Genomic DNA, 21,345 nt, shown 5'->3' with positions numbered 1-21,345 from the left:
TCGCCGAGATTGCCGATCGGGGTGGCGACGATATAGAGGCCGGGCAGGAGTTCGGCGTGCATGAGGGGAACAGCCATGGCAGACGCGATCGGGAAACCGCAACCGGGAATACGCCTTTGGCGCCTGGCGACGATGGTGGTGGCAATGGCGGTCAGCGCCTGTTCGACCATCGTGCCGCGCGGCGCCCCGCCGGGAGAAGCGCCGCCGCCCGCGACTCGCCCCGCCCCGGCCCCCACGCCGGTGCGTCCCGGCCTGCCACAGGATGAGGCGCGGCACCGCGTCGCGTTGCTGGTGCCGCTGACGGGCACGAACGCGCGGGTGGGGCAGAGCCTAGCCAACGCGACGCAACTCGCGCTGCTGGATACGCGCAGCGAAGCAGTGCGAATCACCAATTACGATACCGCGCGCGGCGCCGCCGCCGCCGCGCAGGCCGCGATTCGCGACGGCAACCGGCTGATCCTGGGTCCGCTGCTCAGCGACGATGCGCGCGCGGTCGCGCCGATCGCGCAGCGTGCGGGCGTGCCGGTGCTGAGCTTTTCGAACGACACCGGCATTGCGGGCGATGGCGTATTCGTCATGGGTTACACCCCCGCCCAGTCGATCGAGCGCGTGGTCGAACATGCGCGGCGAAGCGGCGTAAACGACTTTGCGGGCCTGGTGCCATCGGGCCTGTATGGTGAGCGTGCCTCGACCAGCTTCCTGCGCGCGGTCGAATCAGCGGGCGGGCGCGTGGTCGCGCTTCAGACCTTCGATCGCTCGCAGCGCTCGATCGCCGCCGCGGTCGAGCGGCTGCCAGCACCCTATCAGGCGGTGCTGATTGCGGATGGCGCACAGACGGCAGCGGGCGCAGTCCCGGTGCTTCGGCGCAGCGCCAACGGGCGTTCGGCGCGCGTGCTGGGCACCGAATTGTGGAACACCGATTCGAACGTCGGCGCTAATGCCGCGTTGAACGGCGCCTGGTATGCCAGCGTGGCCAATAACCTGTATCAGCAATATGCGGGCAAATACCGCACCCGCTTCGGCACCGCGCCCTATCGGCTGTCGTCGATGGGTTATGACGCGGTGCTGCTGACCGTTCGCATCGCGCGCGACTGGCGCGTGGGCAGTGCCTTCCCCGCATCACGCCTGACCGATCGGGACGGCTTTGCCGGGCTGGACGGCGCGTTCCGCTTCGGCCGGGACGGCATTGCCCAGCGCGCGCTGGAGGTGAAGGAGGTGCGCGGCGGGACGACGGTGACGGTTAGCCCGGCACCGCGCAGTTTTGAGCGCTGATCCGGCCGGGGCAGGGCCTTAGCGCGCGCTGCCCCGCGCCTTTTGACGCAGGCTTTCAAGCTGTTCGGGCGTGTCGATATCGACCAGTTCGGCCGGGCTGGTGACGACGTGATGGCCGGCGCGGACCAGGTTTCGCGCGCCCGCATCGCCTGTCAGCGCCGACAGCGCATCGAAATGCGCGGCGCCGAACAAGGCGGGCGGCATCGGGCAGACGCCGTCACTCGACGCGACAACCGCCGCCTCGCCAACGGCGGTATCGAGCAGGCGATAGATGTGCGCCGCCGTCACGCGCGGCATATCGGCCAGCGCGATCAATACTGCGTTGGCACCCGTCGTGCGAAGCGCTGCGATGCCGAGCGCCAGCGATCCGCCCTGCCCCTGTTCGGGATGGTCGTTGACGACGACACGATAGCCGCGTGCGGCGTAATCCAGCCGTGTGCCCGATACGACGGCGATCCGCGTGTGAAACGGCACCGCCTCCAATGCGGTGACGACATGAAAGCCGATCGGCTCGGCCAGATAGGGCTGCTCCAGCTTGTCGCGGTCCCCGAATCGCTCGGATCGTCCGGCCGCCAGCAGGATCAGCGCGACATCCTCCGCGGCAATCACGTCGCGTCGTTCCGCCACGCCTGAACCATCGCGGCAGCGATCGACAGCGCGATTTCAGCGGGGCCGATGGCGCCGATCGACAGTCCCGCAGGCGCGTCGATCCGCGCGAGTTGCGCTGCCTCGACGCCCATCGCCGCCAGCCGATCGAGCCGCGCGGCGTGGCTGCGACGGCTGCCCAGTGCGGCGACATAGCCGGTCGGCGCGGCCAGTGCGGCGACCAGCGCGGGATCGTCGATCTTGGGATCGTGGCTGAGCGTCACGACCGAACTGGTGCGGCCGGGCGACAGCGCCTCGATCGCCTCGTCGGGCCAGCGATCATCGAGCGTCACGCCGGGGAACCGCTCGGCCGTCAGGAAACGCTCGCGCGGATCGATGACCAGCGTGTCGATCCCCAGCGGCCGGGCGAGGCCGGACAGTGCCTGCGCGATCTGGACCGCGCCGACGATCAACAACCGGCGCGGCGGATCGTAACGATTGACGAAAGCGGCACCCTCGACCGGGCGAAGCGACGACTGCCCGCTGTCCAGATCGGTCGATACCGACAGGCTGCGCCCTGCCGCGCGCGCTTCCGCGATCCGGGCGAACAGTTCGGGATCGAAACCGTGCGCGGCCACCGGCTGGACCAGCACCGCAATCTCGCCGCCACAGGGCAGACCGACTTCCCAGGCGGCGGCATCCTCGACCCCGTAACGCTTCAGCACCGCGGGCGCGCCGCCGATGACTTGAGCGGCAGTGGCGATGATATCGTTTTCGACGCAGCCACCCGACACCGATCCTTCGAACCGGCCGTCGCCGTGAACCAGCATGTGGCTGCCGCGCGGGCGCGGGGCGGAACCCCAGGTGGATACGACCGTCGCCAACGCCATCGGCGCCCCGGCCCAGTCACGCGCGGCGGCGATTACCCGGTCATTGTCGTTCACGCTGTCACCTGTCCGTCATCCGGCGTCCGCATAGGCGAACCCAAGGGGCAGTGTTAATGCCCATAGCTGCAAGGAAGTTCGGGATATGGGAGTGGTCCTGTTGGCGGCAATGGCTCTGGCGGCGATCGGCTCACCGCAGGCACAGGTCCGGCCGATCGTCATCGCCCATCGCGGCGCCAGCGGGGAACGGCCCGAACACACGCTCGCGGCCTATGACCGCGCCATCGATGCAGGGGCCGATTTCATCGAACCCGATCTGGTGCTGACCAGGGACGACGTATTCGTCGCGCGGCACGAGAACGACATCACCGACACCACCGACATATCGACGCGCCCGGCCTTTGCCGACCGGCGCACGACCAAGGTGATCGACGGCCAGTCGCACACCGGCTGGTTTGCCGAGGATTTCACGCTTGCCGAGCTTAAAACGCTGCGCGCCAAAGAACGGCTGCCTGAACTGCGCCCCGAAAGCGCCGCGTTCGACGGCCGGTTCGAGGTGCCGACGCTGGCCGAGGTGATCGCGCTGGCCAAGCAGCGCTCGACCGAAACCGGGCGGACGATCGGCATCTATCCCGAAACCAAGCACCCCAGCTATTTCGCCTCGATCGGCAAGCCGATGGAAAAGCGGCTGGTCGAACAGCTCCACGCCGCCGGCTGGGACTCGGCCGACGCGCCGGTGTTCATCCAGTCGTTCGAGGTCAATAATCTCAAGGCGCTGCGCGGCATCACGCGGCTGCGACTGGTGCAGTTGATGGTCGGGGCCGGCGCGCCCGCCGACAATGCGGTGCCCGGCTATGCGACGATGCTGACGCCGCAGGGGCTGCGCGCGATTGCAAGCTATGCCGACGGCATCGGCCCGGAAAAGCGCCTGACGGTGGCCGATGACGGGCAGCCGACCGGCCTTGTCGCGGCTGCCCATGCAGCCGGGCTGCTGGTGCATCCATGGACGATCCGCGCCGAAAACGTCTTCCTGCCGCTTCGGGACCGCGACGGCACCGATCCGCGCGCGCGCGGACGGTTGCGTGACGAGATGCAGCGCCAGATCGCCGCCGGGGTCGATGGCTTCTTTACCGATTTCCCCTATGATGGCGTCGCCGCGCGCGATGCGGCGCTGGATGCGGGAAAGAAGTGAAATGCGTATCATCATGGCCGTGGCGGTGTGCACGATCCCGCTGCTGAGCGGCGGCTGTATCGCCAAGACCGCGTGGGACGTCGCGACGCTGCCGGTCAAGGCAGGTGGACAGGCGATCGACTGGACCACCACCAGCCAGGAAGAGGCCGACCGCAATTACGGCCGCAAGATGCGAAAAAGGGAGGCGGAAGAGGGCCGTCGCCTGCGCGAGGAGCAGCGCCGTCGCGAGCGCGAGGAACGCCAGTGGCGCGATGATGACGACTGATCGCGGGTCGCTTGCATCCCCTGCCCCGCGCGGATAACCGCCGGGTCCGATGCAAGCCCCATCCGATCATCGCCCATCCGCCCAATTGCCCGGCGGCACCGTGTTTCCGCACCGGCACCTGACCGGTATTTCGGGCCTTCAGCCGCACGAAATCACGTTCCTGCTGGATGAAGCCGAACAGTGGATCGAGGCGAACCGCGCCCGCGCCACAAGCGACCGGCGGCTGGAGGGCGTGACCCAGATCAACGCCTTCTTCGAAAACTCGACGCGCACGCTTTTGTCCTTCGAAATCGCGGGCAAAAGGCTGGGGGCCGATGTCGTCAACATGACGGTCGCGGCGTCGAGCGTGAAGAAGGGCGAGACGCTGATCGACACCGCCGTCACGCTGAACGCCATGCGCGCCGACGTGATCGTCATTCGGCATATGGCGTCGGGCGCGGTCGGGCTGATCGCCGACAAGGTGGACTGCCCCGTTTTGAACGCCGGGGACGGTGCGCACGAACACCCGACCCAGGCGCTGCTCGACGCGCTGACCATCCGCCGCCGGCGGGGGATGGTGCAGGGCCAGCGCGTCGTCATTTGCGGTGACATCCTGCACAGCCGCGTCGCCCGCTCGAACATCCTGGCGCTGACCGCCCTCGCGGCCGAAGTGCGCGTTGTCGCGCCAACGACGCTTATGCCGCCCGCGATCGAGGCCATGCACGTCACGCCCTTTACCGATTTCGACGCCGCGCTTGAGGGCGCCGATGTGGTGATGATGCTGCGGCTTCAGAACGAGCGGATGTCGGGTGCCTATATCCCTTCGACTCGCGAATATCATCGTCGCTACGGCCTGACGCCCGAACGGCTGTCGCGGGCCAGGCCCGATGCGCTGGTCATGCATCCCGGCCCGATGAACCGGGGGATCGAGATCACGTCCAGCGTCGCCGACATGGCAGGCCGTTCGGCCATCACCGAACAGGTCGAGATGGGGGTCGCGGTTCGGATGGCGTGCCTCGACGTGCTGACGCGGCGGTCGCGCCGGGTGGACGGTTGGGCATGACCACCACCGCTTATGTCAACGCACGGCTCGTCTGCCCGGAAACCGGCGAGCGCGACGGCGCGCTGATCGTCACCGGCGACCGCATTGCCGCTGCCGGTCCGGTCGAAATCCCCGCCGACGCGCGGACGGTTGATTGCGGGGGCAAGCTGCTGGCCCCCGCGCTGTTCGACCTGGGCGTGTTCGCGATCGACAAGGCCGCGTGCATCGCCGGGGGCATCGTGCGGATCGGTCTGATGCCCGACCAGTCGCCGATCCTCGACGATCCGGGCATCGTCCAGCGCGCATCCGACATCGGCAAGCCCGAATTATGGGTGCACCCCATTGCCGCCGCGACTCGCGAGCTTAAAGGGCTGGACCTCGCCGAAATGGCAATCAACGCAGAGGCCGGTGCACGGGCGGTGGCGACGGGCCGCCACTGGATCGGCGATGCCAATGTCATGCGTCGCGTGCTGGGCTATGCCCGCGACCTGGGCCTGACAGTCATCTCCCATGCCGAGGATATTGCGCTGACCGGCGGCGCGGTCGCGACCGAGGGAGAGACGGCGACGCGCCTGGGGCTGCCCGCGGCGCCCGCCATTGCCGAAGCACTCGCCATCGCGCGCGACACCATGCTGGCCGAACATGTCGGCGCGGCGATCCATTTCCGGCAGGTAACGACAGCGGCTGGTTTCGACCTGATCCGGGCGGCCAAGGCGCGCGGCGTTCGCGTGACGTGCGGCATCACGCCCGCGCACCTGCTGCTGTCCGACATTGCGATGAGCGATTTCCGCACCTTCACCCGCCTGTCGCCGCCACTCCGCAGCGAAGCCGACCGCGTGGCCGCGCTCGCCGCGCTGGCGGATGGGACAATCGACATATTGTGTTCAGGCCACGACCCGCGCGGGCCGGAGGAAAAGCGGCTGCCCTTTACCGATTCGGCGCCGGGCATGTCGGGGGCCGAGACGCTGCTGGCGCTGTCACTCGGCCTGGCACGCGATGCCGGGCTGTCGTTCCAGCGACTGTTCGCGATGCTGTCGGTGACACCCGCCCGGCTGATGGGTCTCTACACCGGCACGCTGACGCCCGGCGCACCCGCCGATCTGGTGCTGGTCGACCCCCGCGCGCCGTGGCAGATCGTCGGCGATGCGATGGTCGCGCGCGCGGGCAACACGCCGTTCGATGGCCTGCCCGTTCAGGGCCGCGTGCTGCGGACGATCAAAGGTGGCGTCAGGCTCGCGGCCTGACGCCTCCCCCTCCCCTAAGCCTTGATCTTCAGCGCGAAGCCAGTTGCGCGCCGCGTGCCCATGACGCGACCGCCTCGCCCGCGCCCGCCCGCACGAAGCAGCGACCGCCGCGTGCGCGAACCGTCCGGCACAGCGCATTGGCGTCGCCACGGGCATAGCCGCCGACCGACAGACGATAATATTGCCCGCCATCGACCGTGGCGCTCATCCCGCGCGGCGTCTGACCGGCCAGGGCGGACACGCGTGCGCTCAACCGGCTCCATGCGTCACGGGCCACGCCGGCATTCTCAAAGGCGCCGAGCTGGACATAATATTGCCCGCCGGCCAGCGCGCGGGGCGCCGGGCGCGGCTCGGATGGGTTCGGTGTCGAGCGTGCCGGGTCGGCACGCGCCGTCCGAACCGGCGCGGCGCGATTCACGCGCTGCGGGATCGACTGGACGATTTCCTGCCGCGCGGCGAAGACGATGCGCGGCTCCGCCGCCTGCGCGACGTCAGGGACAGCGGGCGCCTCGACCGGCGGTGGCGTCTGGGCAGCGGCAACGGCGACATAGGCTGCCATCGGCGCTGGGACCGCCGCGACCGCCACGGCGGGCGTCGACGGGCGCAACGCCAGTTGCACGGGCATCCCGCCATCCTCGACCGGCGTGACGCCGAGCAGCGCGGCGACCTGATCGGTCGCGCGCACGGGGCGCGCGAAATGCGCCCATTCGATGATCCGTTTCCTGGCATCGGCAGGCGACAGGTCGACCGACGCGACCATGTGCGCCTCGGACCATTTTCCGCCCAGCGCCAGCGCCAGCGCCAGATTCTGGCGGACCTTGGCATTGGCGGTCGGCTCTCGCGCGGCAGCGCCGAGCACTTCGATGGCCGCCATCGGGTCGCCCGCCAGCGCGATGGCAAGCCCGCGATCGGCAGGCTGGATCGACGAGGCATTGTCGTCGAGCAGGCGGCGCGCGCCCTGCCAGTCGCCCAGCGCAATACGCGCCAGCGACAGATTGAGCGCGGTGCGGCCGTCAGCCGGGTCGAGCGACAGCACGCCCTCGAACACCTGCGCCGCCGAATTGAAGCGCCCCGCTGCCAGATAGGCGCGGCCAAGCAGCGCGCGGTGCGCCGCATCGTCCGGCGCCAGCAACACCGCCTGTTCCGCGCGCCCGATCGCTTCGTCGGTGCGGTCGCGATCCAGTGCCTTTTCGGCCAGCCGGGCCTGTTTTGCAGCGGCCTTTGCCTGTGCGGCGATATCGCGATCGCTCGCGACGGCGGCCGACAGGTTCATCACCACGCCGCCGATCAGTGCGCCGCTGATGGCGGTGGTCGCCGCCATGCCCAGCCCAATTCGCTTGCCCCAGTGCATCGTCCGTTCCCCGTTCAACGATTGCTGTCGCCGTCACGCAGATGCGCCGCAAGCGCTCCCACATCGGCAAGTGTCTCAAGATATTGGTCCAGCGCCCCGGTCACGACCGACTGTGCCGAACGACCCGTGATCGCGCTGGCAAGCCGCAGCCGCATGTGGCGATCCGCATCCAGCCGCAGGGTGAATGCCGCCTTGCCCTTTCGGGCGGCGACGGTGCGTCTGATGCGTTCAAGCTCGCCTGCCGGCAAGTCGGCGATCTGACGGGCAAGGGCGTTGCGTTGTTCGATAACCGCGGGCGGCGACGCGTCGGTGGCGGGCTGGACATCGGCCGACAGCGGCTGAACCCGGGTCGCATTGCCGGCGTCGCCCAGGTCGTTCCAGCCCAAATCGTCCAGCGCCGCACCGGGTTCGGCATAGGCCTGTGGTCGCATCGCGGGTCGCGCCTGCCCTTTGCGCGCCAGCAGGCCGGACGACAGCGAAGCGATCGGCTTGGAGTTGCCGGACATATCGGCCCCCTCAGCTCACAACCCGGCGGCCAAAGCCGCCGGTCGGACGTGTGCCGCCAAAACCCATGCCGTTGATCGCGGGTGCCGCGAAAACGGTGCGGCGGAAATTCTTTTCAAGGCGATCGGCGACATAGGTCCACAGCGCCTCGATCTCACCCGCCGACCGGCCGCGCGGGTCGATTTCCATGACGGTGCGCCCATCGATCATCGATGCAGCGAAATCGGTGCGGTGGTGGACCGTCACCGGTGCGACGGTGCCGTGCTGGGAAAGCGCGACCATCGCCTCGGTCGTGATGCGCGCCTTTGGCGTCGCGGCGTTCAGGACGAAGATCAGCGGCTTGCCGGCACGTTCGCACAGGTCGACCGTGGCGCCCACGGCGCGCAGGTCGTGCGGGCTGGGGCGCGTGGGAATGACGATCAGCTCGGCGACCTGAATGACGCTCTGGATCGCCATCGTGATCGCGGGCGGCGTATCGATGACGGCCAGCTTGAAGCCTTGCTGGCGCAATATCTCAAGATCGGCGGCAAGGCGCGCGACCGTCGTCTGGGCAAAGGCAGGCTCGTCGGCCTCCCGTTCGTTCCACCAGTCGGCCAGACTGCCCTGCGGATCGATGTCGATCAGCACCACGGGTCCGGCGCCCGAACGCTCGGCCTGCACCGCCAGGTGCCCCGACAACGTCGTCTTTCCCGAACCGCCTTTCTGCGATGCCATCGCCAGAACGCGCATATCATCCCCTGATTGCCCACCAATCGAACATGGCAAATGCCACCACATGCGATAAAAAGAGGTTAACGCCGCTTGCCGACATGTTGTCGGATGCGGTTAATGGTCGGGAAACCTTTGCAGGCCACGCTCGATGGTCATTGTTCACAAACGCTCCAGCGTGGGGATCGCTTGATGCAGATGCCGCTTCTCATGACCGCCCTTGCCACCGCGCCGATCGTGGCGGCGGCACCGATGCCCCAGGCGAATGCCGTCAAGTCGGGCGTCGATGCCTGGTCGCGGGGTGAATATAAAAAGGCGGTCGACCTGTGGCGCGCGCCCGCGGTTGCGGGTGATGCCGACGCGCAATTCAATCTGGGACAGGCATATAAGCTGGGTCGCGGCGTGCCCGCCGATGTCGCGCAGGCCGAACAATGGTATCGCAAGGCCGCGACCCAGGGCCACCGTCAAGCGGAGGATAATCTGGGCCTGGCGCTGTTCCAGAACAACAAGCGCGCCGAAGCCGTCCAGTGGCTGGAAAAGTCGGTCGCGCGCGGGGAGCCGCGGGCGCAGTTCGTGCTGGGCACGATGTTGTTCAACGGCGATGTCGTGACGCGTGACTGGGTGCGCGCCTATGCCTTGATGGTGCGCGCCAATTCCACCGGCCTGCCACAGGCGGCTGGTTCAATGGCACAGATGGACCGTTTCATCAGCCTTCAGGAGCGGCAGAAGGGGCTGGAACTGGCGCGGCAATATGAGCGCGAGGCCGGTCGCCCGGCATTGGCGGAAGCGCGCGCACCCGAAGCATCACGGCCCGTGGCCCGCGCCGAGGTGCCGGCGTCGCGCCCCGCCACGCCGGCCGCGGCGCCGTCGCCAAAGCCCGTTGCGAGCCGTGCCGCGCCCAAGCCGGCAGCCCCCGCCCCGCGCCGTGACGGCGGCTGGCGCGTTCAGCTTGGCGCCTTCCGCGACGACGGCAATGCGCGCGGCCTGTGGAGCAAGCTGTCGGGCAATGCGGGCCTGTCGGGCACGCAACCCTATTACGTCAAATCGGGATCGGTCACGCGCCTGCTGGCCGGGCCGTTCGCATCGAGTGCGGAGGCATCGCGCGCCTGCGCCGCCGTCAAACGCAGTGGCGCGGCCTGCCTGCCCGTATCACGCTGACCGCATCAGGGCAGGATCCCGGCCCATTCGTCTTCGTGGCTGCCGGCATGATTGGCCATGCCCGCTTTGGTCAGATAGCCGCGATCTTCGGGCACATGGCTGTAGATCATGCGCGACGGCACTTCGTGCCAGCCTAGGTTGAACGCCCAGCGCACGGGGAAGAACTCCATGGTGGCATAGGGCAGATGGTCGTGCACCCACCATGCCAGCCGCTTCCAGTCGCCCGGCTGGTCGAACCGGTTGGCAAAGCTCGGCACCACGATACACGCCGTCGCGCCCATATGACCGCGGGCATCACGCACGTCCCAGATATGGGCGGCGTGATTGCGTTCGTTCGACGCGCAATTATGGCCCTTGGCATGGCCGAGCCGGTTCACCTCCGCCGATCGATAGGCTGAGCGGATTGTGATCCGCCCGAACGCGTCCTGCAATGGCTCCAGCAATTCGGTGCAGAGCCGCGTCCCTGCCTCGATTGCCAGATCTGGATTATCGGGAATGTTCGACAGGCCGTTCAGCGCCGCGATTTCGGAATACAGAAAGTCGCGCATGAAAAAGCTGGGCGACAACTGGACCCGGCCCAGTTCGTTCAGCGCGGCAACGGTCAGCGGCTTTCGCAATGATCTTCCCCCCAATCGCGAATGGGTGCAATCACTGCCGGGGTGACGTCAAGCCATCGCTGTGCGACGAATGGCCCGAAACGGGGCGTCAACCGTGGACGAACGAAGATCGCACGGACGAATTAGGGAGAGGACGCATGAAACTCGACCGCCGCGCATTGCTGGCGATTGGCGCGGGCACGCTCGCCGCGCCCGTGCCGGGCCAGACGCCGCCACCCGCGACCGGCGGCGTGCAGCCGGCGCTGTCCGATCCGGTCGAAACGATCGACCTGTGGCCGTCGGGCGTGCTGACGCCGCCGTCGGGCCTGGTCGAACAAGTGGTCCAGCGTGGCGAGGAGCGCGCGACAAGCGACCGCTTCGTGCGCGGCGTGGCGCGCCCGCGCCTGGTCGTGTTTCGCCCGGCGCGCCCCAATGGCCGTGCGGTGCTGGTGACGCCGGGCGGCGGCTATAGCGTGATCGTCATCGACAAGGAGGGGTATGAACTGGGCCGCTGGCTGTCGGCGCGCGGCTATACCGTGTTCGTGCTTTTCTATCGGTTGCCGGGTGAAGGCTGGGCCAACCGCGCCGATGTCGCGCTGGCCGATGCACAGCGCGCGATGCGCGTGATCCGGTCGCGCGCCGACCGATACGGGTTCGATGCCGAGCGCGTCGTGGCGGTCGGTTTTTCAGCGGGCGGGCATTTATGCGCCGACCTTGCCACGCGTTTCGACGCGCCGGTTTACGCGACCATCGATGCCGCCGACCGCCTGCCCGCGCGCCCATGGCTCGCAGCGCCAATCTATCCGGTCATCTCGATGACGGCGCCGGTCGCGCATGGCGGATCGCGCAACCAGTTACTGGGGACCGAAGCGGCACACCCGGTCGAACAGGCACATTCGCCCGACCGCAACATGCCCGCCGATGCGCCGCCGCTGTTCCTCGTCCATGCCGAGGATGATAATGTCGTGCCGGTCGAAAACAGCCTGTTGCTGCGCGCCGCAGCGCGAGCGCGCGGCATTCCCGTCGACAGCCATTTGTTTGCCAGCGGCGGCCACGGCTTCGGACTGGCGGGGGCACGCGGCAAGCCGGTCGGGATCTGGCCCGAATTGCTGCAACGCTGGATCGAGACACAACGCTGGATCGAGACACGCTGATCGGCCGCAGCCAACGAAACGCTTTGGATTATCGATGTGACGCATTAATTGCGCGTCCATGTCCCTTCGCTTGTCCGTCGCGCGCCGCGACCCGATGATCTACGCCGCGCTGGCGATTCTGCTGATCCTGCCGTTTCTGGCGGACACCCTGTTTCCCTTGGGAACAGCGGTGTGGGTCGTCTATCTGATCCCTACCGTGCTTGCCTATCTGGCAAGCCGTCCGATCGTCCCCTCGCTTGTCGCGGCCATGGCGACGCTGCTGACCATCGCGGGGTTCACGCTGGCCCCCGATGGTATCGCCGACCAACTGGCGATCGCGAACCGGGCGATCGGCATGTCGGTGATTTGGGTGCTCGCCATCACCGGCCACCTGTTCATCCGCAACCGCATCGAAGTGCAGCGGCAGGAATGGTTGCAGGTAGGACAGGTCGGTCTTGCCAATGCGGTGGCGGGCGAACAACCGCTGGATGTTATGGGCCGCAACGCACTGAAATATCTGGCGGAATATCTTGGCGCTCAGGCAGGCGCGCTGTTCATTCGCGATGGTGAAGGCTTTGCGCGCCATGCCGCTTATGGCGTCCCCGCCGATGCGCCGCTGCCCGAACGTATCGGGGAGCATGACGGATTGCTGGGACAAGCCGCGGCCGATCAGCGCCGCTTCGTCATCGGTGACGTGCCGGAGGGATATCTGTATTTCGGATCGGCGCTGGGCCGTGCGCGGCCGTCGCGACTGCTGATCGCGCCGACCATGGCCGACGGCACGGTCAATGCAGTCATGGAACTTGGCTTTGCCGATGGGGCGATGCCGGCTGACGCCGAAATGCTGCTTGAGCGGATCGGCGGTCAACTGGGCGTTGCCATCCGGTCGGGCAAATATCGCGCGCGCCTTCGCGAACTGCTTGAGGAAACGCGCCAGCAGGCCGAGGAACTGCAGGCGCAGAGCGACGAATTGCGCGCCAGCAACGAAGAACTGGAAGCTCAGACCCGCCAATTGGAGGAAGCCGCCGCGCGTCTGGAATCGCAGCAGAGCGAGTTGGAACAGACCAATGTCGAGTTGGAGGCGCAGACCCGGCAGCTTGAGGCACAGCGCGACGACCTGACCGCCGCACGCGGATCGCTGGAAGCGCGCTCGGCGGAACTGGCGCAGGCGAGCCGTTACAAGTCCGAGTTCCTGGCCAATATGAGCCACGAATTACGCACCCCGCTCAATTCGCTGCTCATCATGGCGCGATTGCTGGCCGAAAACCGCCAGGGCAATCTGTCGTCTGAACAGGTCCGCCATGCCGAGACGATCGAAACATCGGGCAATGACCTGCTGACGCTCATCAACGACATCCTCGACATTTCCAAGATCGAGGCGGGCAAGCTGGAGCTGCAATTGCGGTCGCTGCGCGTGCCGCCGCTGCTCGACAAGATGCGCGCGGTGTTCGGCCCCGCCGCCACGGCAAAGGGACTGGCGTTCGACGCCGTGTCGAACGCCGACGGGCCGCTGGAGGTCGAAACCGACCCACAGCGGCTGGAACAGGTTCTCAAGAACTTTCTGTCGAACGCGATCAAGTTCACCGACAAGGGATCGATCACGCTGTCGGTTGCGCGGCGTGCGGACGGCCGCATCGGCTTTACCGTCGCGGACACCGGCGTCGGCATTCCCGCCGACAAGCAACAGGTGATATTCGAGGCATTCCGGCAGGCCGACGGCACCGTCAGCCGCAAATATGGCGGCACCGGCCTTGGCCTGTCGATCTCGCGCGAACTGACGCGGTTGCTGGGCGGCGAGATCGTGATCGAGAGCGCGGCCGGACAGGGCAGCAGCTTCACGCTGGTCCTGCCCGAACGGTTCAACGCCAGCGCGGCTTCCGTCCCGCCCCGCCCCGCCCTGCCCGATCCGCGCCCGCAACCCTCGAACGCAAAGCCCGCGCGCCTGCCGCGCCCGATGAACGTCGAGGACGACCGCGAAAAGCTGAGCGGCGACGCACGCGTCATCCTGGTGGTGGAGGACGATCCGGTCTTCGCCCGCATCCTGTGCGAAATCGCGCATGAACTGGGCTTTCAGTGCCTGATCGCCGGCACCGCCGACGAAGGCGCGCTGATGGTGCGCCAATATCTGCCGCATGCCGTCATCCTCGACATGAACCTGCCCGACCATACCGGGCTGTCGGTGCTCGACCGCATCAAGCGCGATGTGGCGACGCGTCACATTCCGGTTCACGTCGTGTCGGTCGACGATGACAGCCAGGCCGCGCTGTCGAGCGGCGCCATCGGTTATCTCTTCAAGCCCGTCCGGCGCGAACAGCTGATCGACATGCTGGAGGGTCTGGAGGCGCGCATGGCCCAGCGGATGCGCCGCGTGCTGGTGGTCGAGGATGACGCGCAGCAGGCCGAAAGCATCAAGCTGCTGCTCGCCAGCCGCGATGTCGAGACGGTGGAGACGCATTCGGCCGCGGCGTGTTTCGACATGCTGGGCCGCGAGACGTTCGACTGCATGGTCCTTGACCTGAACCTGCCCGATGCGTCGGGCATGGACCTGCTCGAACGGCTGAGCGCCGACGACAATGTCGGCTTCCCGCCGGTCATCGTCTATACCGGCCGCGACCTGGACCCCGATGAGGAACTGCGGCTCCGCAAATATTCCAAATCCATCATCGTAAAGGGCGCCAAATCGCCCGAACGGCTGCTCGATGAAGTAACCCTGTTCCTGCATCAGGTCGTGTCCGAACTGCCCGAACCGCAACAGCAATTGATCGCCAAGTCGCTGGGCCGCGACGCCGCGCTGGAAGGGCGGCGTATCCTGGTGGTCGAGGACGACATTCGTAACGTCTATGCCCTGACCAGCATCTTTGAGCCGCACGGCGTGACCGTGCAGATCGCGCGAAACGGGCGCGAGGGGCTGGAGGCGCTGGAGCGCGCGCAGTCGGACGATAACGGGCCGATCGACCTGGTGCTGATGGACGTGATGATGCCCGAAATGGACGGCCTGACCGCGACGCGCGAAATCCGCAGGAACGCATGGGGCCGCACCCTGCCGGTCATCGCGCTGACGGCCAAGGCGATGGCGCGTGACCAGCAGGATTGCCTGGACGCCGGCGCCAACGACTATCTCGCCAAGCCGCTCGATGTCGACAAGCTGCTCAGCCTGGTGCGCGTGTGGATGCCGCGATGATCCAGCCGGAAACTTTCGAGCCGCACGAGGAAATCGAACTGGACCTGTTTCTGGAGGCGATCTGGCGGCATTACCAATATGATTTCCGGGGCTATTCACTCGGCTCGCTGCATCGCCGCCTGGCGCGCGCGCGCCAGCGCTTCGATTGCGACAGCCTGTCGCAGCTTCAGCACTGCGTTCTGCGCGATCCCGCAACATTCGCCGGCCTGATAGGCTATCTGACCATCCAGGTCAGCGAGATGTTTCGCGATCCCGCCTATTTCCGCGCACTGCGCGAAACGGTTGTCCCGCACCTACGCACCTATCCCTCGCTAAAGGTCTGGATCGCGGGCTGCGCGAATGGCGAGGAGTTCTATTCGCTCGCCATCCTGTTTCGCGAGGAGGGGCTTGAGGATCGCACGATTTTCTACTGCACCGATATCAGCCCGGCGGCATTGGCGCAGGCGGAGGCCGGTGTTTATGAAATGGAGCGTATTCCGCAATTCACCGCCAACCACCGCGCATCGGGCGGACGCAGCTCGCTTTCGGACTATTATACCGCCGCTTATGGCCGCGCGGTGTTCGACAAGTCGCTGCGCGCGCGCGCAGTTTTCGCCGCGCACAGCCTGGCGACCGACGCGGTGTTCAGCGAGGTGCAACTGGTGTCGAGCCGCAACGTCCTGATCTATTTCGACCGCCAGCTTCAGGACCGCGCGCTCGGCCTGTTCGGCCGGTCGCTGGTGCGCGGCGGTTTCCTGGGCCTCGGTGCGCGCGAGACGCTGCGTTTTTCGGCCCATGCCGATGGGTTCAGCGACTTTGACGAGCGCGAGAAAATCTATCGCCGCAACCACGTCGCGCTGGATGAGGTGAGCGATGCGGCCTGAACCCGTCACCATTCTGGCCGTCGATGATGTCGAAGAAAATCTGACCGCGCTGGAGGCGCTGCTGGGCAGCGACGAGGTGGTCATCAAAAAGGCGCGCTCCGGCATGGAGGCGCTGGAGCTGTTGCTGGTTGAGGATGTCGCGCTGGCGCTGCTTGACGTGCAGATGCCGGGCATGGACGGCTTCGAGCTTGCCGAACTGATGCGCGGGACCGAGCGCACGCGGCGAGTGCCGATCATCTTCCTGACCGCAGTCGCCACCGACGAACGCCGCACGTTTCGCGGATATGAAACCGGCGCGATCGACTATCTGCTCAAACCCGTCGACACCCAGATCGTCCGCAGCAAGGTGGCGGTGTTTGTCGAACTGTTCCGACAGCGTCGCGAACTGGCGCGACAGCGCGACGAACACGCCGCCGCCCTTGCCCGGTTACAGGCGCACCGCGACAATTCGCCACTCGCCATTGTCGAGGTCGACCCGGCGCTTTGTATCCTCGCCTGGTCGCAGGGGGCCGAGCGGCTGCTGGGCTGGCGTGCCGCCGAAGTGGAGGGATTCGCGATCGGCGAACTCCACTGGCTCGAACCCGACGATGTGGCGACCGTCGCCGGGCTTGCCGACGACATGATGGCGGGGCGGCGACTGCGTGAAATGCGACCTCTCAGCCTTCGGACGGCGGAGGGCGGCCGGATCGATTGCGAATGCTATTGCTCCGCGCTTCTCGACATATCGGGCGTGCTGGTGTCGATCAATGTCCAGATCCTCGACGTGACCGCTCGCAAGCGGGCGGAGGCGACGCAGCAACTGTTGATCGGCGAACTGAACCACCGGGTGAAGAACACGCTTGCCTCGGTTCAGGCGATCGCGACGCAGACGTTGCGGCATTCGACCGGCCCGTCCGATTTCGCGCCGACCTTCATCGGCCGCATCCATGCGCTTGCGCGCGCGCATTCGCTGCTCAGCAGCACGACGTGGCAGGGTGCCAGCCTGCGTGAGTTGATCGAGGGGCAGATCCAGACTGGCACGATCGAACCATCGCGGCTGCACGCACGCGGGCCGGAACTGGACCTAAAGCCCGAACCGGCGCTGCATCTGGCGCTGGTGCTGCACGAACTGACGACCAACGCCCATAAATACGGCGCCTTGTCGGTTCCGCAGGGGCGCGTGTCGCTGGACTGGTCGGTCGGCGACGGTATTTTGACGCTGAACTGGTGCGAACGCGGCGGCCCGCCGGCGGCACCCCCTGCCCGACGGGGTTTTGGCAGCGCGTTGATCGAGCGCAGCCTGCGGGCCGAGGGTGGCACGGCGGCCGCAGAATATGGGCGGGCGGGGCTGACGTGGCGCCTGACCCTGCCCTATGACGCGCGCCCGCGGGCCGCTTCGCAATTCGAAACGCAGGAAGCAGCGTCCCGCCCCGCTCCGACCGCCGACAGCCCGCGATCCCGACCGACACGCGTGCTGGTGATCGAGGATGAGCCGCTGATCGGCATGGAGATCAGTGCTCTGCTTGCCGACAATGATATCGCCGCGATCGGCCCGGTCGCGACGCGGGACGCCGCGCTGACAGCGATCCGCAGCGAATCATTCGATGCCGCACTGCTCGACGGCAATCTCCAGGGCGAAACCGTCGAAGCCGTAGCCCTGGCACTTCGGGAACGCGCGATCCCGTTCGTGTTCGTAACCGGATATGGCCATGAGCATCTGCCCATGGGCTTTGACGGCCATCCGGTCGTCAGCAAGCCGTTTGCGGCGGACGAACTGCTCGACCGCCTGTCGGCTGCCGTTGCCGACATGCCAGCCTGACACCGCCCTGATGGGTCGAGGCGATGCGGTGGCGCGCAACGCGTGCTGGCCAAGGCATCCGCGTTCAAGGCGCTTGCCGAACGCCCCGATCATGCGCTGTCAGGAACGATCCGGCTGAGCGTCAGATGCCGCCGCCATTCATGCCATGCGCTCACGCCATGGCCGAAACATCGGTTTCCTGAAGTTGGTCGGGGAGACAGGATTCGAACCTGCGACATCCTGCTCCCAAAGCAGGCGCGCTACCGGACTGCGCCACTCCCCGACCGGAACGGCTGCCCTTAGCCGCAAAATCGCGGTTGGCAAAGCCATTGATGATGCTGGTGGGCCCGGCAGGACTCGAACCCGCAACCTAGCCGTTATGAGCGGCCAGCTCTAACCGTTGAGCTACAGGCCCGCACCAGCGGTCGCTCGCCTAGCGGAAATCAGGCCGCCGGGGCAAGCGGATCGCGCATTGCCGTTGCGAGGAGTTCCGCCGCCGGGACGGGGGCGACGCCGCGCCGTGCGAGAAGATCGAGCACTGCATCCCACCATGCATGGAAACGCCGCAGATCGCCGGCATCGCGGACATATGGCGTCATGCCCGGTTGAACGGTCGGGGAATGGAACGAAAAATTGAGCAGCCGAACGCCGTCGGCCAGTGCGCGGTCGACCGCCTGCAATGCCTGTTCGACCGGAACCCCCTCCGGCGTCAGCGAAACACGGTCGAGCAAGCCCAGGCGCGACGCAATACCCCGCCCTCTCGGTATCCTGTCCACGCGGTCATACAGGCTGGCGCCGGCGCGACGAAGCGCGCCCGTCCATACCGTGGTCAGCGGCAATTCGAGCAGCACGCCGCCTGGCCCGGCACGAAACGCATGATTGTCGACATGTCGAAAATCGGGTCCATGCTGACCCAGATAGCAAAAGCGCGCCCGCATCGACGTATCGATCACATAGCCGAGTGCGGCCAGCGTTTCATGGGTCGCCGGTCCCATGCCATAACGCCCGGCGCGGAAGATGCGCGGTTGCTGGCCGAAACCGCGCAGGATCGCTTCTCCCAGCGCCTCCAGCTTTGCCCGCTCAAGCGAGGAAGACAGATTGCCGGCAAAGCTGTTGGCGACCGACACCGTTTCCAGATGCGGCGGATTGACCCAGGGGTGAAGATGCGCGCCGACAGCGCTTACTCCGTCGGCCAAGAGCGCGGCGATCGTCTCGCTTGCTTCGGGGGTCGACGCGATCGGATGATCGACCAGATAGGTCAGCGGCACCCCGCGATCGGCGAACCGGCGATGCATATCCGGTAACGCACGCACCGCGCTGACCCCGCGCGCGTCGCGATTGAACGGGCCGCTCCAGTCGAACTCCTCCTCGGTGTCGATCATGATGGCAAAGCGGGTGCCGAATGTATCGGGCCAGTCGAACCGGGGACCGATCGGCGGCGCGGCGGCGGCGGGCATGTCATTCGGGTTCATGCCCGCCCTCTTACCGCAGCACGGTCAAGAATTGGTTGCCGCGCGCTCCCCGTCGCTGCGAAGCGCAGGCAGCCTGATTTCGATCGAGTCACCGCCGATCACCATGGCGCCGCCCAGTTCGCGCGCGAGATTGCCCGCCAACCGCAGCGCGAATCCGGTGCCGAGCGGCAGCGCGGAAAAGGCCGCCTCCTCCTCGCTCACGTCACAGGCGCCATCAGCGCCGTCAGGCAAACCGGCGGGTCGGGAAATCGAAACGCGGACCATATCGGCATCGTCGGACAAATGCAGGGTCAGGATTTCGGCGCGGGTCATCGCCGACAACAGCGTGGCCATCAGGCGTCCGAACAGGCGCTCGATCGCGTGACGATCACCTTCGACCGACGCATCGCGATCGGGGAGCGCCACGACCGCACCGCGCACTTCGGCCAGTGGCGACAGGTCATGAACGACCGACCCCAGCACGGCGCGCAGCGACACCGGCTCGCTCCGCAGGCTCAACGCGTCGCTTTCGATCCGCGCGGCAAGGTCCAGGTCGTCGATCGCACCCAGCAGGTCGCGGGCATGACGTTGTATCGCATCGGCATAGCCGCGATACGGATCGGCGACCGGCCCCAGCATTTCCAGTGCGATCATTTCCGAAAAGCCGATGATGGCGTTGGTCGGCGTCCGCAGTTCATGGACGAGCTGCCGCAGCGCGTCGGGTGCCGGTGCCGCAGCGGGGGCGGCAGTCTCGCCAGGATGCGGACGGCGAACGGTGCCGCGATAGCCGGTGAAGCGGCCGCTGGCGGGATCGAACGCCGGGATCGCCGACATCAGCCACATGCCTGCCGCCGGACCGGTGCCGTCGATACGGATCTGTGCGTCGCGAAAACGCGCCCGCTGGCGAAATGCGCCGGCCGCGACGCCATCGACCCGCGCGATTCCGCTATTGGACAAGCGCAGCGACAAGCCGATCATGGCGCCGCGCACCGGCCCGTCGGCATATCGGACGACACCCTCCGCATCGGTCTCGAACCGCACGCGATCGGCATCGCCGGGCGCGGCATCGTTGGCATGGGGCCGGGTGCGTTCGCGGGCTTCCCGAAAGGCATCGATACGCGCCACGACTTCGGCGATGCGGAACGGCCCCTCGGGCGGCGGTTCGCTTGGCGGCGGCGGTGGTGGCGCCTCGCTATGCCGAACCGCCTGCGCCACCACCGGCAGCGTCAACGCGACGGCACCAAAGCTGGAAAAGGTCTGCGGGATCGCGCGGGCGGGCGGCGGGGTCGCGACCGGATCGTCGCCGGCGGATTCCGGCACTGCCGTGGCGTTCGCTTCGGCAGGCGGGGCAAGGCGATCGTCGGGCAGCACGAAATCGACTGGGCCGAACGCCTCCAGCGCGCGCTCGACCTGTGCGCCCAGGTCGCGTCGGTGCCGCAGAATCGCGCGCGCGGGCGGAGCGAGTTCGCCCAGCAGCGAGCACCATTGGTCGGCATCGAGCGTTGCCGTCCTCAGCACCGGCGCGGCGACCGCCAGCTCGTCGCGCGCGAACAGGCGCACCAGCGCGAAGGGCGGCCGCGCAAAGGCAAGCGCCCGTGCCGACGCCGTGCGATGGGTCAGCGGCACCTGCGGCGCGATGCGCGCCAGCGTCTCGATCGCGCGCGCGTCCGCCGGCACCCGATTGCGCCCGATCAGGTCGACCAGTTGCCGATAGGCAGACTGGCGCCCGAACGCCGTATCAAGGTCAGCGGCGAGAACGGTGTCAAGAGTGTCGTCAAAGCGCAACGGATCATCTTCCTCAGGCGCCGGTCGATGCACCATGGATCGTCCATAAATGGTTACGAGCGGTGCCGGAAGTTACCAAAAACCCATCGTCGCCCCATCGTCGCAATGTGGGACAATTGCGCTGCCGAGCAATTATCTTCTAAGAGAGCGCGCGGAATCACCCCGTTTCGTACCGACCGCGGAGCACCCATGAATTTCGATCGTATCGACCGTCAGATCCTTTCGCTGCTGCAGGAGGACGGACGCATGACCAATGTCGATCTGGCGGAGCGCGTGGGATTGACGGCCCCACCCTGCCTGCGCCGGGTTCGCGCGCTGGAGGAGGCGGGCGCCATTCGCGGCTATCACGCGACACTAGACCCCGTGACGCTGGGC

General features: G+C 67.1%; 19 protein-coding genes and 2 tRNA genes. 11 read left to right on the top strand and 10 right to left on the bottom strand.

Going from position 1 to position 21,345, the window contains the following annotated elements:
* Nucleotides 1–75 precede the first annotated feature (75 nt).
* Complete coding sequence (locus VL973_RS00105) at nt 76–1,272, top strand: penicillin-binding protein activator (RefSeq protein ID WP_414712163.1); 1,197 nt, start codon at nt 76–78, stop codon at nt 1,270–1,272.
* Between the two features lie 18 nt (nt 1,273–1,290).
* Here VL973_RS00105 and VL973_RS00100 read toward each other — a convergent pair whose 3' ends face one another.
* Nucleotides 1,291–1,881 carry a nucleotidyltransferase family protein gene (locus VL973_RS00100; RefSeq protein ID WP_325282001.1) on the bottom strand — a complete coding sequence of 197 codons (591 nt, stop codon included), beginning with the start codon at nt 1,879–1,881 and terminating at the stop codon, nt 1,291–1,293.
* The gene (locus VL973_RS00095) at nt 1,878–2,801 is read right to left on the bottom strand and encodes an XdhC family protein (protein WP_325281998.1); all 924 of its coding nucleotides are present in this window, start codon (nt 2,799–2,801) and stop codon (nt 1,878–1,880) included. The genes VL973_RS00100 and VL973_RS00095 overlap by 4 nt, the downstream gene beginning before the upstream one ends.
* Before the next feature lie 85 nt (nt 2,802–2,886).
* Here VL973_RS00095 and VL973_RS00090 point away from each other — a divergent pair, with 85 nt between their 5' ends.
* Genes VL973_RS00090 through VL973_RS00075 form a run of 4 tightly spaced genes read left to right on the top strand, consistent with a single transcriptional unit; the run spans nt 2,887 to nt 6,463 of the window.
* Nucleotides 2,887–3,933, top strand: coding sequence for a glycerophosphodiester phosphodiesterase (locus VL973_RS00090; protein ID WP_414712162.1), 1,047 nt, complete (start codon nt 2,887–2,889; stop codon nt 3,931–3,933).
* Nucleotide 3,934: 1 nt separating this feature from the next.
* The gene (locus VL973_RS00085) at nt 3,935–4,198 is read left to right on the top strand and encodes a hypothetical protein (protein WP_325281997.1); all 264 of its coding nucleotides are present in this window, start codon (nt 3,935–3,937) and stop codon (nt 4,196–4,198) included.
* A 49-nt stretch (nt 4,199–4,247) separates the two neighbouring features.
* Nucleotides 4,248–5,240, top strand: a complete 993-nt coding sequence (locus VL973_RS00080) for an aspartate carbamoyltransferase catalytic subunit (protein ID WP_325281996.1) — start codon at nt 4,248–4,250, stop codon at nt 5,238–5,240.
* Entirely contained in the window at nt 5,237–6,463 is a 1,227-nt protein-coding gene (locus tag VL973_RS00075) for a dihydroorotase (protein WP_325281995.1), read from the top strand. Before VL973_RS00080 ends, VL973_RS00075 begins: the two co-directional genes overlap by 4 nt.
* Before the next feature lie 28 nt (nt 6,464–6,491).
* On the opposite strand, the gene VL973_RS00070 is transcribed toward VL973_RS00075, so the two are convergent.
* From VL973_RS00070 to VL973_RS00060, 3 genes are read right to left on the bottom strand one after another with little or no spacing between them, the layout of a single operon-like run.
* The gene (locus VL973_RS00070; protein WP_325281994.1) at nt 6,492–7,784 is read right to left on the bottom strand and encodes an SPOR domain-containing protein; all 1,293 of its coding nucleotides are present in this window, start codon (nt 7,782–7,784) and stop codon (nt 6,492–6,494) included.
* 44 nt (nt 7,785–7,828) lie between these two features.
* Nucleotides 7,829–8,320 carry a hypothetical protein gene (locus VL973_RS00065; RefSeq protein WP_325281993.1) on the bottom strand — a complete coding sequence of 164 codons (492 nt, stop codon included), beginning with the start codon at nt 8,318–8,320 and terminating at the stop codon, nt 7,829–7,831.
* A gap of 10 nt (nt 8,321–8,330) precedes the next feature.
* Nucleotides 8,331–9,047 carry an AAA family ATPase gene (locus VL973_RS00060; protein ID WP_325281992.1) on the bottom strand — a complete coding sequence of 239 codons (717 nt, stop codon included), beginning with the start codon at nt 9,045–9,047 and terminating at the stop codon, nt 8,331–8,333.
* Between the two features lie 171 nt (nt 9,048–9,218).
* On the opposite strand from VL973_RS00060, the gene VL973_RS00055 reads away from it, so the two are divergent.
* On the top strand, nt 9,219–10,184 hold the full coding sequence (locus VL973_RS00055) for an SPOR domain-containing protein (protein ID WP_325281991.1): 966 nt from the start codon (nt 9,219–9,221) through the stop codon (nt 10,182–10,184).
* 5 nt (nt 10,185–10,189) lie between these two features.
* Here the strand turns inward: VL973_RS00055 and VL973_RS00050 are convergent, their stop codons facing one another.
* Nucleotides 10,190–10,801, bottom strand: coding sequence for a hypothetical protein (locus tag VL973_RS00050; protein ID WP_325281990.1), 612 nt, complete (start codon nt 10,799–10,801; stop codon nt 10,190–10,192).
* A gap of 137 nt (nt 10,802–10,938) precedes the next feature.
* Here VL973_RS00050 and VL973_RS00045 point away from each other — a divergent pair, with 137 nt between their 5' ends.
* From VL973_RS00045 to VL973_RS00030, 4 genes are read left to right on the top strand one after another with little or no spacing between them, the layout of a single operon-like run.
* A complete protein-coding gene (locus tag VL973_RS00045) occupies nt 10,939–11,934 on the top strand; it encodes an alpha/beta hydrolase (protein WP_325281989.1) in 996 nt (331 codons plus the stop codon).
* A gap of 58 nt (nt 11,935–11,992) precedes the next feature.
* A complete protein-coding gene (locus VL973_RS00040) occupies nt 11,993–15,094 on the top strand; it encodes a response regulator (RefSeq protein ID WP_325281988.1) in 3,102 nt (1,033 codons plus the stop codon).
* Nucleotides 15,091–15,957: a CheR family methyltransferase gene (locus VL973_RS00035; protein WP_325281987.1), complete on the top strand. Its 867-nt coding sequence runs from the start codon at nt 15,091–15,093 to the stop codon at nt 15,955–15,957. Before VL973_RS00040 ends, VL973_RS00035 begins: the two co-directional genes overlap by 4 nt.
* Entirely contained in the window at nt 15,947–17,755 is a 1,809-nt protein-coding gene (locus tag VL973_RS00030) for a response regulator (RefSeq protein ID WP_325281986.1), read from the top strand. The genes VL973_RS00035 and VL973_RS00030 overlap by 11 nt, the downstream gene beginning before the upstream one ends.
* Nucleotides 17,756–17,940: 185 nt before the next feature.
* On the opposite strand, the gene VL973_RS00025 is transcribed toward VL973_RS00030, so the two are convergent.
* The 4 genes from VL973_RS00025 to VL973_RS00010 all read right to left on the bottom strand — a co-directional run bounded on the left by VL973_RS00025 (nt 17,941) and on the right by VL973_RS00010 (nt 21,006).
* A tRNA-Pro gene (locus VL973_RS00025) sits at nt 17,941–18,017 on the bottom strand.
* A gap of 56 nt (nt 18,018–18,073) precedes the next feature.
* Nucleotides 18,074–18,149: transfer RNA gene (locus tag VL973_RS00020), tRNA-Ile, on the bottom strand.
* 28 nt (nt 18,150–18,177) lie between these two features.
* A complete protein-coding gene (locus VL973_RS00015) occupies nt 18,178–19,206 on the bottom strand; it encodes a polysaccharide deacetylase family protein (protein WP_325281985.1) in 1,029 nt (342 codons plus the stop codon).
* Between the two features lie 24 nt (nt 19,207–19,230).
* On the bottom strand, nt 19,231–21,006 hold the full coding sequence (locus VL973_RS00010; RefSeq protein ID WP_325281984.1) for a sensor histidine kinase: 1,776 nt from the start codon (nt 21,004–21,006) through the stop codon (nt 19,231–19,233).
* A gap of 153 nt (nt 21,007–21,159) precedes the next feature.
* On the opposite strand from VL973_RS00010, the gene VL973_RS00005 reads away from it, so the two are divergent.
* Nucleotides 21,160–21,345 (top strand): Lrp/AsnC family transcriptional regulator (locus VL973_RS00005; protein ID WP_325281983.1); only part of this gene is annotated, 186 nt, incomplete at its 3' end.

It is taken from the genome of Sphingomonas sp., from assembly GCF_035490575.1.
In the GTDB taxonomy this organism is placed as follows: domain Bacteria; phylum Pseudomonadota; class Alphaproteobacteria; order Sphingomonadales; family Sphingomonadaceae; genus Sphingomonas.
This window is presented reverse-complemented; position numbering and strand designations above follow the sequence as displayed.

Excerpts from the sequence above, each read along its gene's own strand:
- VL973_RS00075 (WP_325281995.1), top strand. The coding sequence starts at position 5,237 with ATGACCACCACCGCTTATGTCAACGCACGGCTCGTCTGCCCGGAAACC.
- VL973_RS00040 (WP_325281988.1), top strand. The coding sequence starts at position 11,993 with ATGTCCCTTCGCTTGTCCGTCGCGCGCCGCGACCCGATGATCTACGCC.
- VL973_RS00070 (WP_325281994.1), bottom strand. The coding sequence starts at position 7,784 with ATGGCGGCGACCACCGCCATCAGCGGCGCACTGATCGGCGGCGTGGTG.
- VL973_RS00065 (WP_325281993.1), bottom strand. The coding sequence starts at position 8,320 with ATGTCCGGCAACTCCAAGCCGATCGCTTCGCTGTCGTCCGGCCTGCTG.
- VL973_RS00105 (WP_414712163.1), top strand. The coding sequence starts at position 76 with ATGGCAGACGCGATCGGGAAACCGCAACCGGGAATACGCCTTTGGCGC.
- VL973_RS00090 (WP_414712162.1), top strand. The coding sequence starts at position 2,887 with ATGGGAGTGGTCCTGTTGGCGGCAATGGCTCTGGCGGCGATCGGCTCA.
- VL973_RS00080 (WP_325281996.1), top strand. The coding sequence starts at position 4,248 with ATGCAAGCCCCATCCGATCATCGCCCATCCGCCCAATTGCCCGGCGGC.
- VL973_RS00060 (WP_325281992.1), bottom strand. The coding sequence starts at position 9,047 with ATGCGCGTTCTGGCGATGGCATCGCAGAAAGGCGGTTCGGGAAAGACG.
- VL973_RS00085 (WP_325281997.1), top strand. The coding sequence starts at position 3,935 with ATGCGTATCATCATGGCCGTGGCGGTGTGCACGATCCCGCTGCTGAGC.
- VL973_RS00055 (WP_325281991.1), top strand. The coding sequence starts at position 9,219 with ATGCAGATGCCGCTTCTCATGACCGCCCTTGCCACCGCGCCGATCGTG.
- VL973_RS00035 (WP_325281987.1), top strand. The coding sequence starts at position 15,091 with ATGATCCAGCCGGAAACTTTCGAGCCGCACGAGGAAATCGAACTGGAC.
- VL973_RS00030 (WP_325281986.1), top strand. The coding sequence starts at position 15,947 with ATGCGGCCTGAACCCGTCACCATTCTGGCCGTCGATGATGTCGAAGAA.
- VL973_RS00015 (WP_325281985.1), bottom strand. The coding sequence starts at position 19,206 with ATGAACCCGAATGACATGCCCGCCGCCGCCGCGCCGCCGATCGGTCCC.
- VL973_RS00010 (WP_325281984.1), bottom strand. The coding sequence starts at position 21,006 with ATGGTGCATCGACCGGCGCCTGAGGAAGATGATCCGTTGCGCTTTGAC.
- VL973_RS00045 (WP_325281989.1), top strand. The coding sequence starts at position 10,939 with ATGAAACTCGACCGCCGCGCATTGCTGGCGATTGGCGCGGGCACGCTC.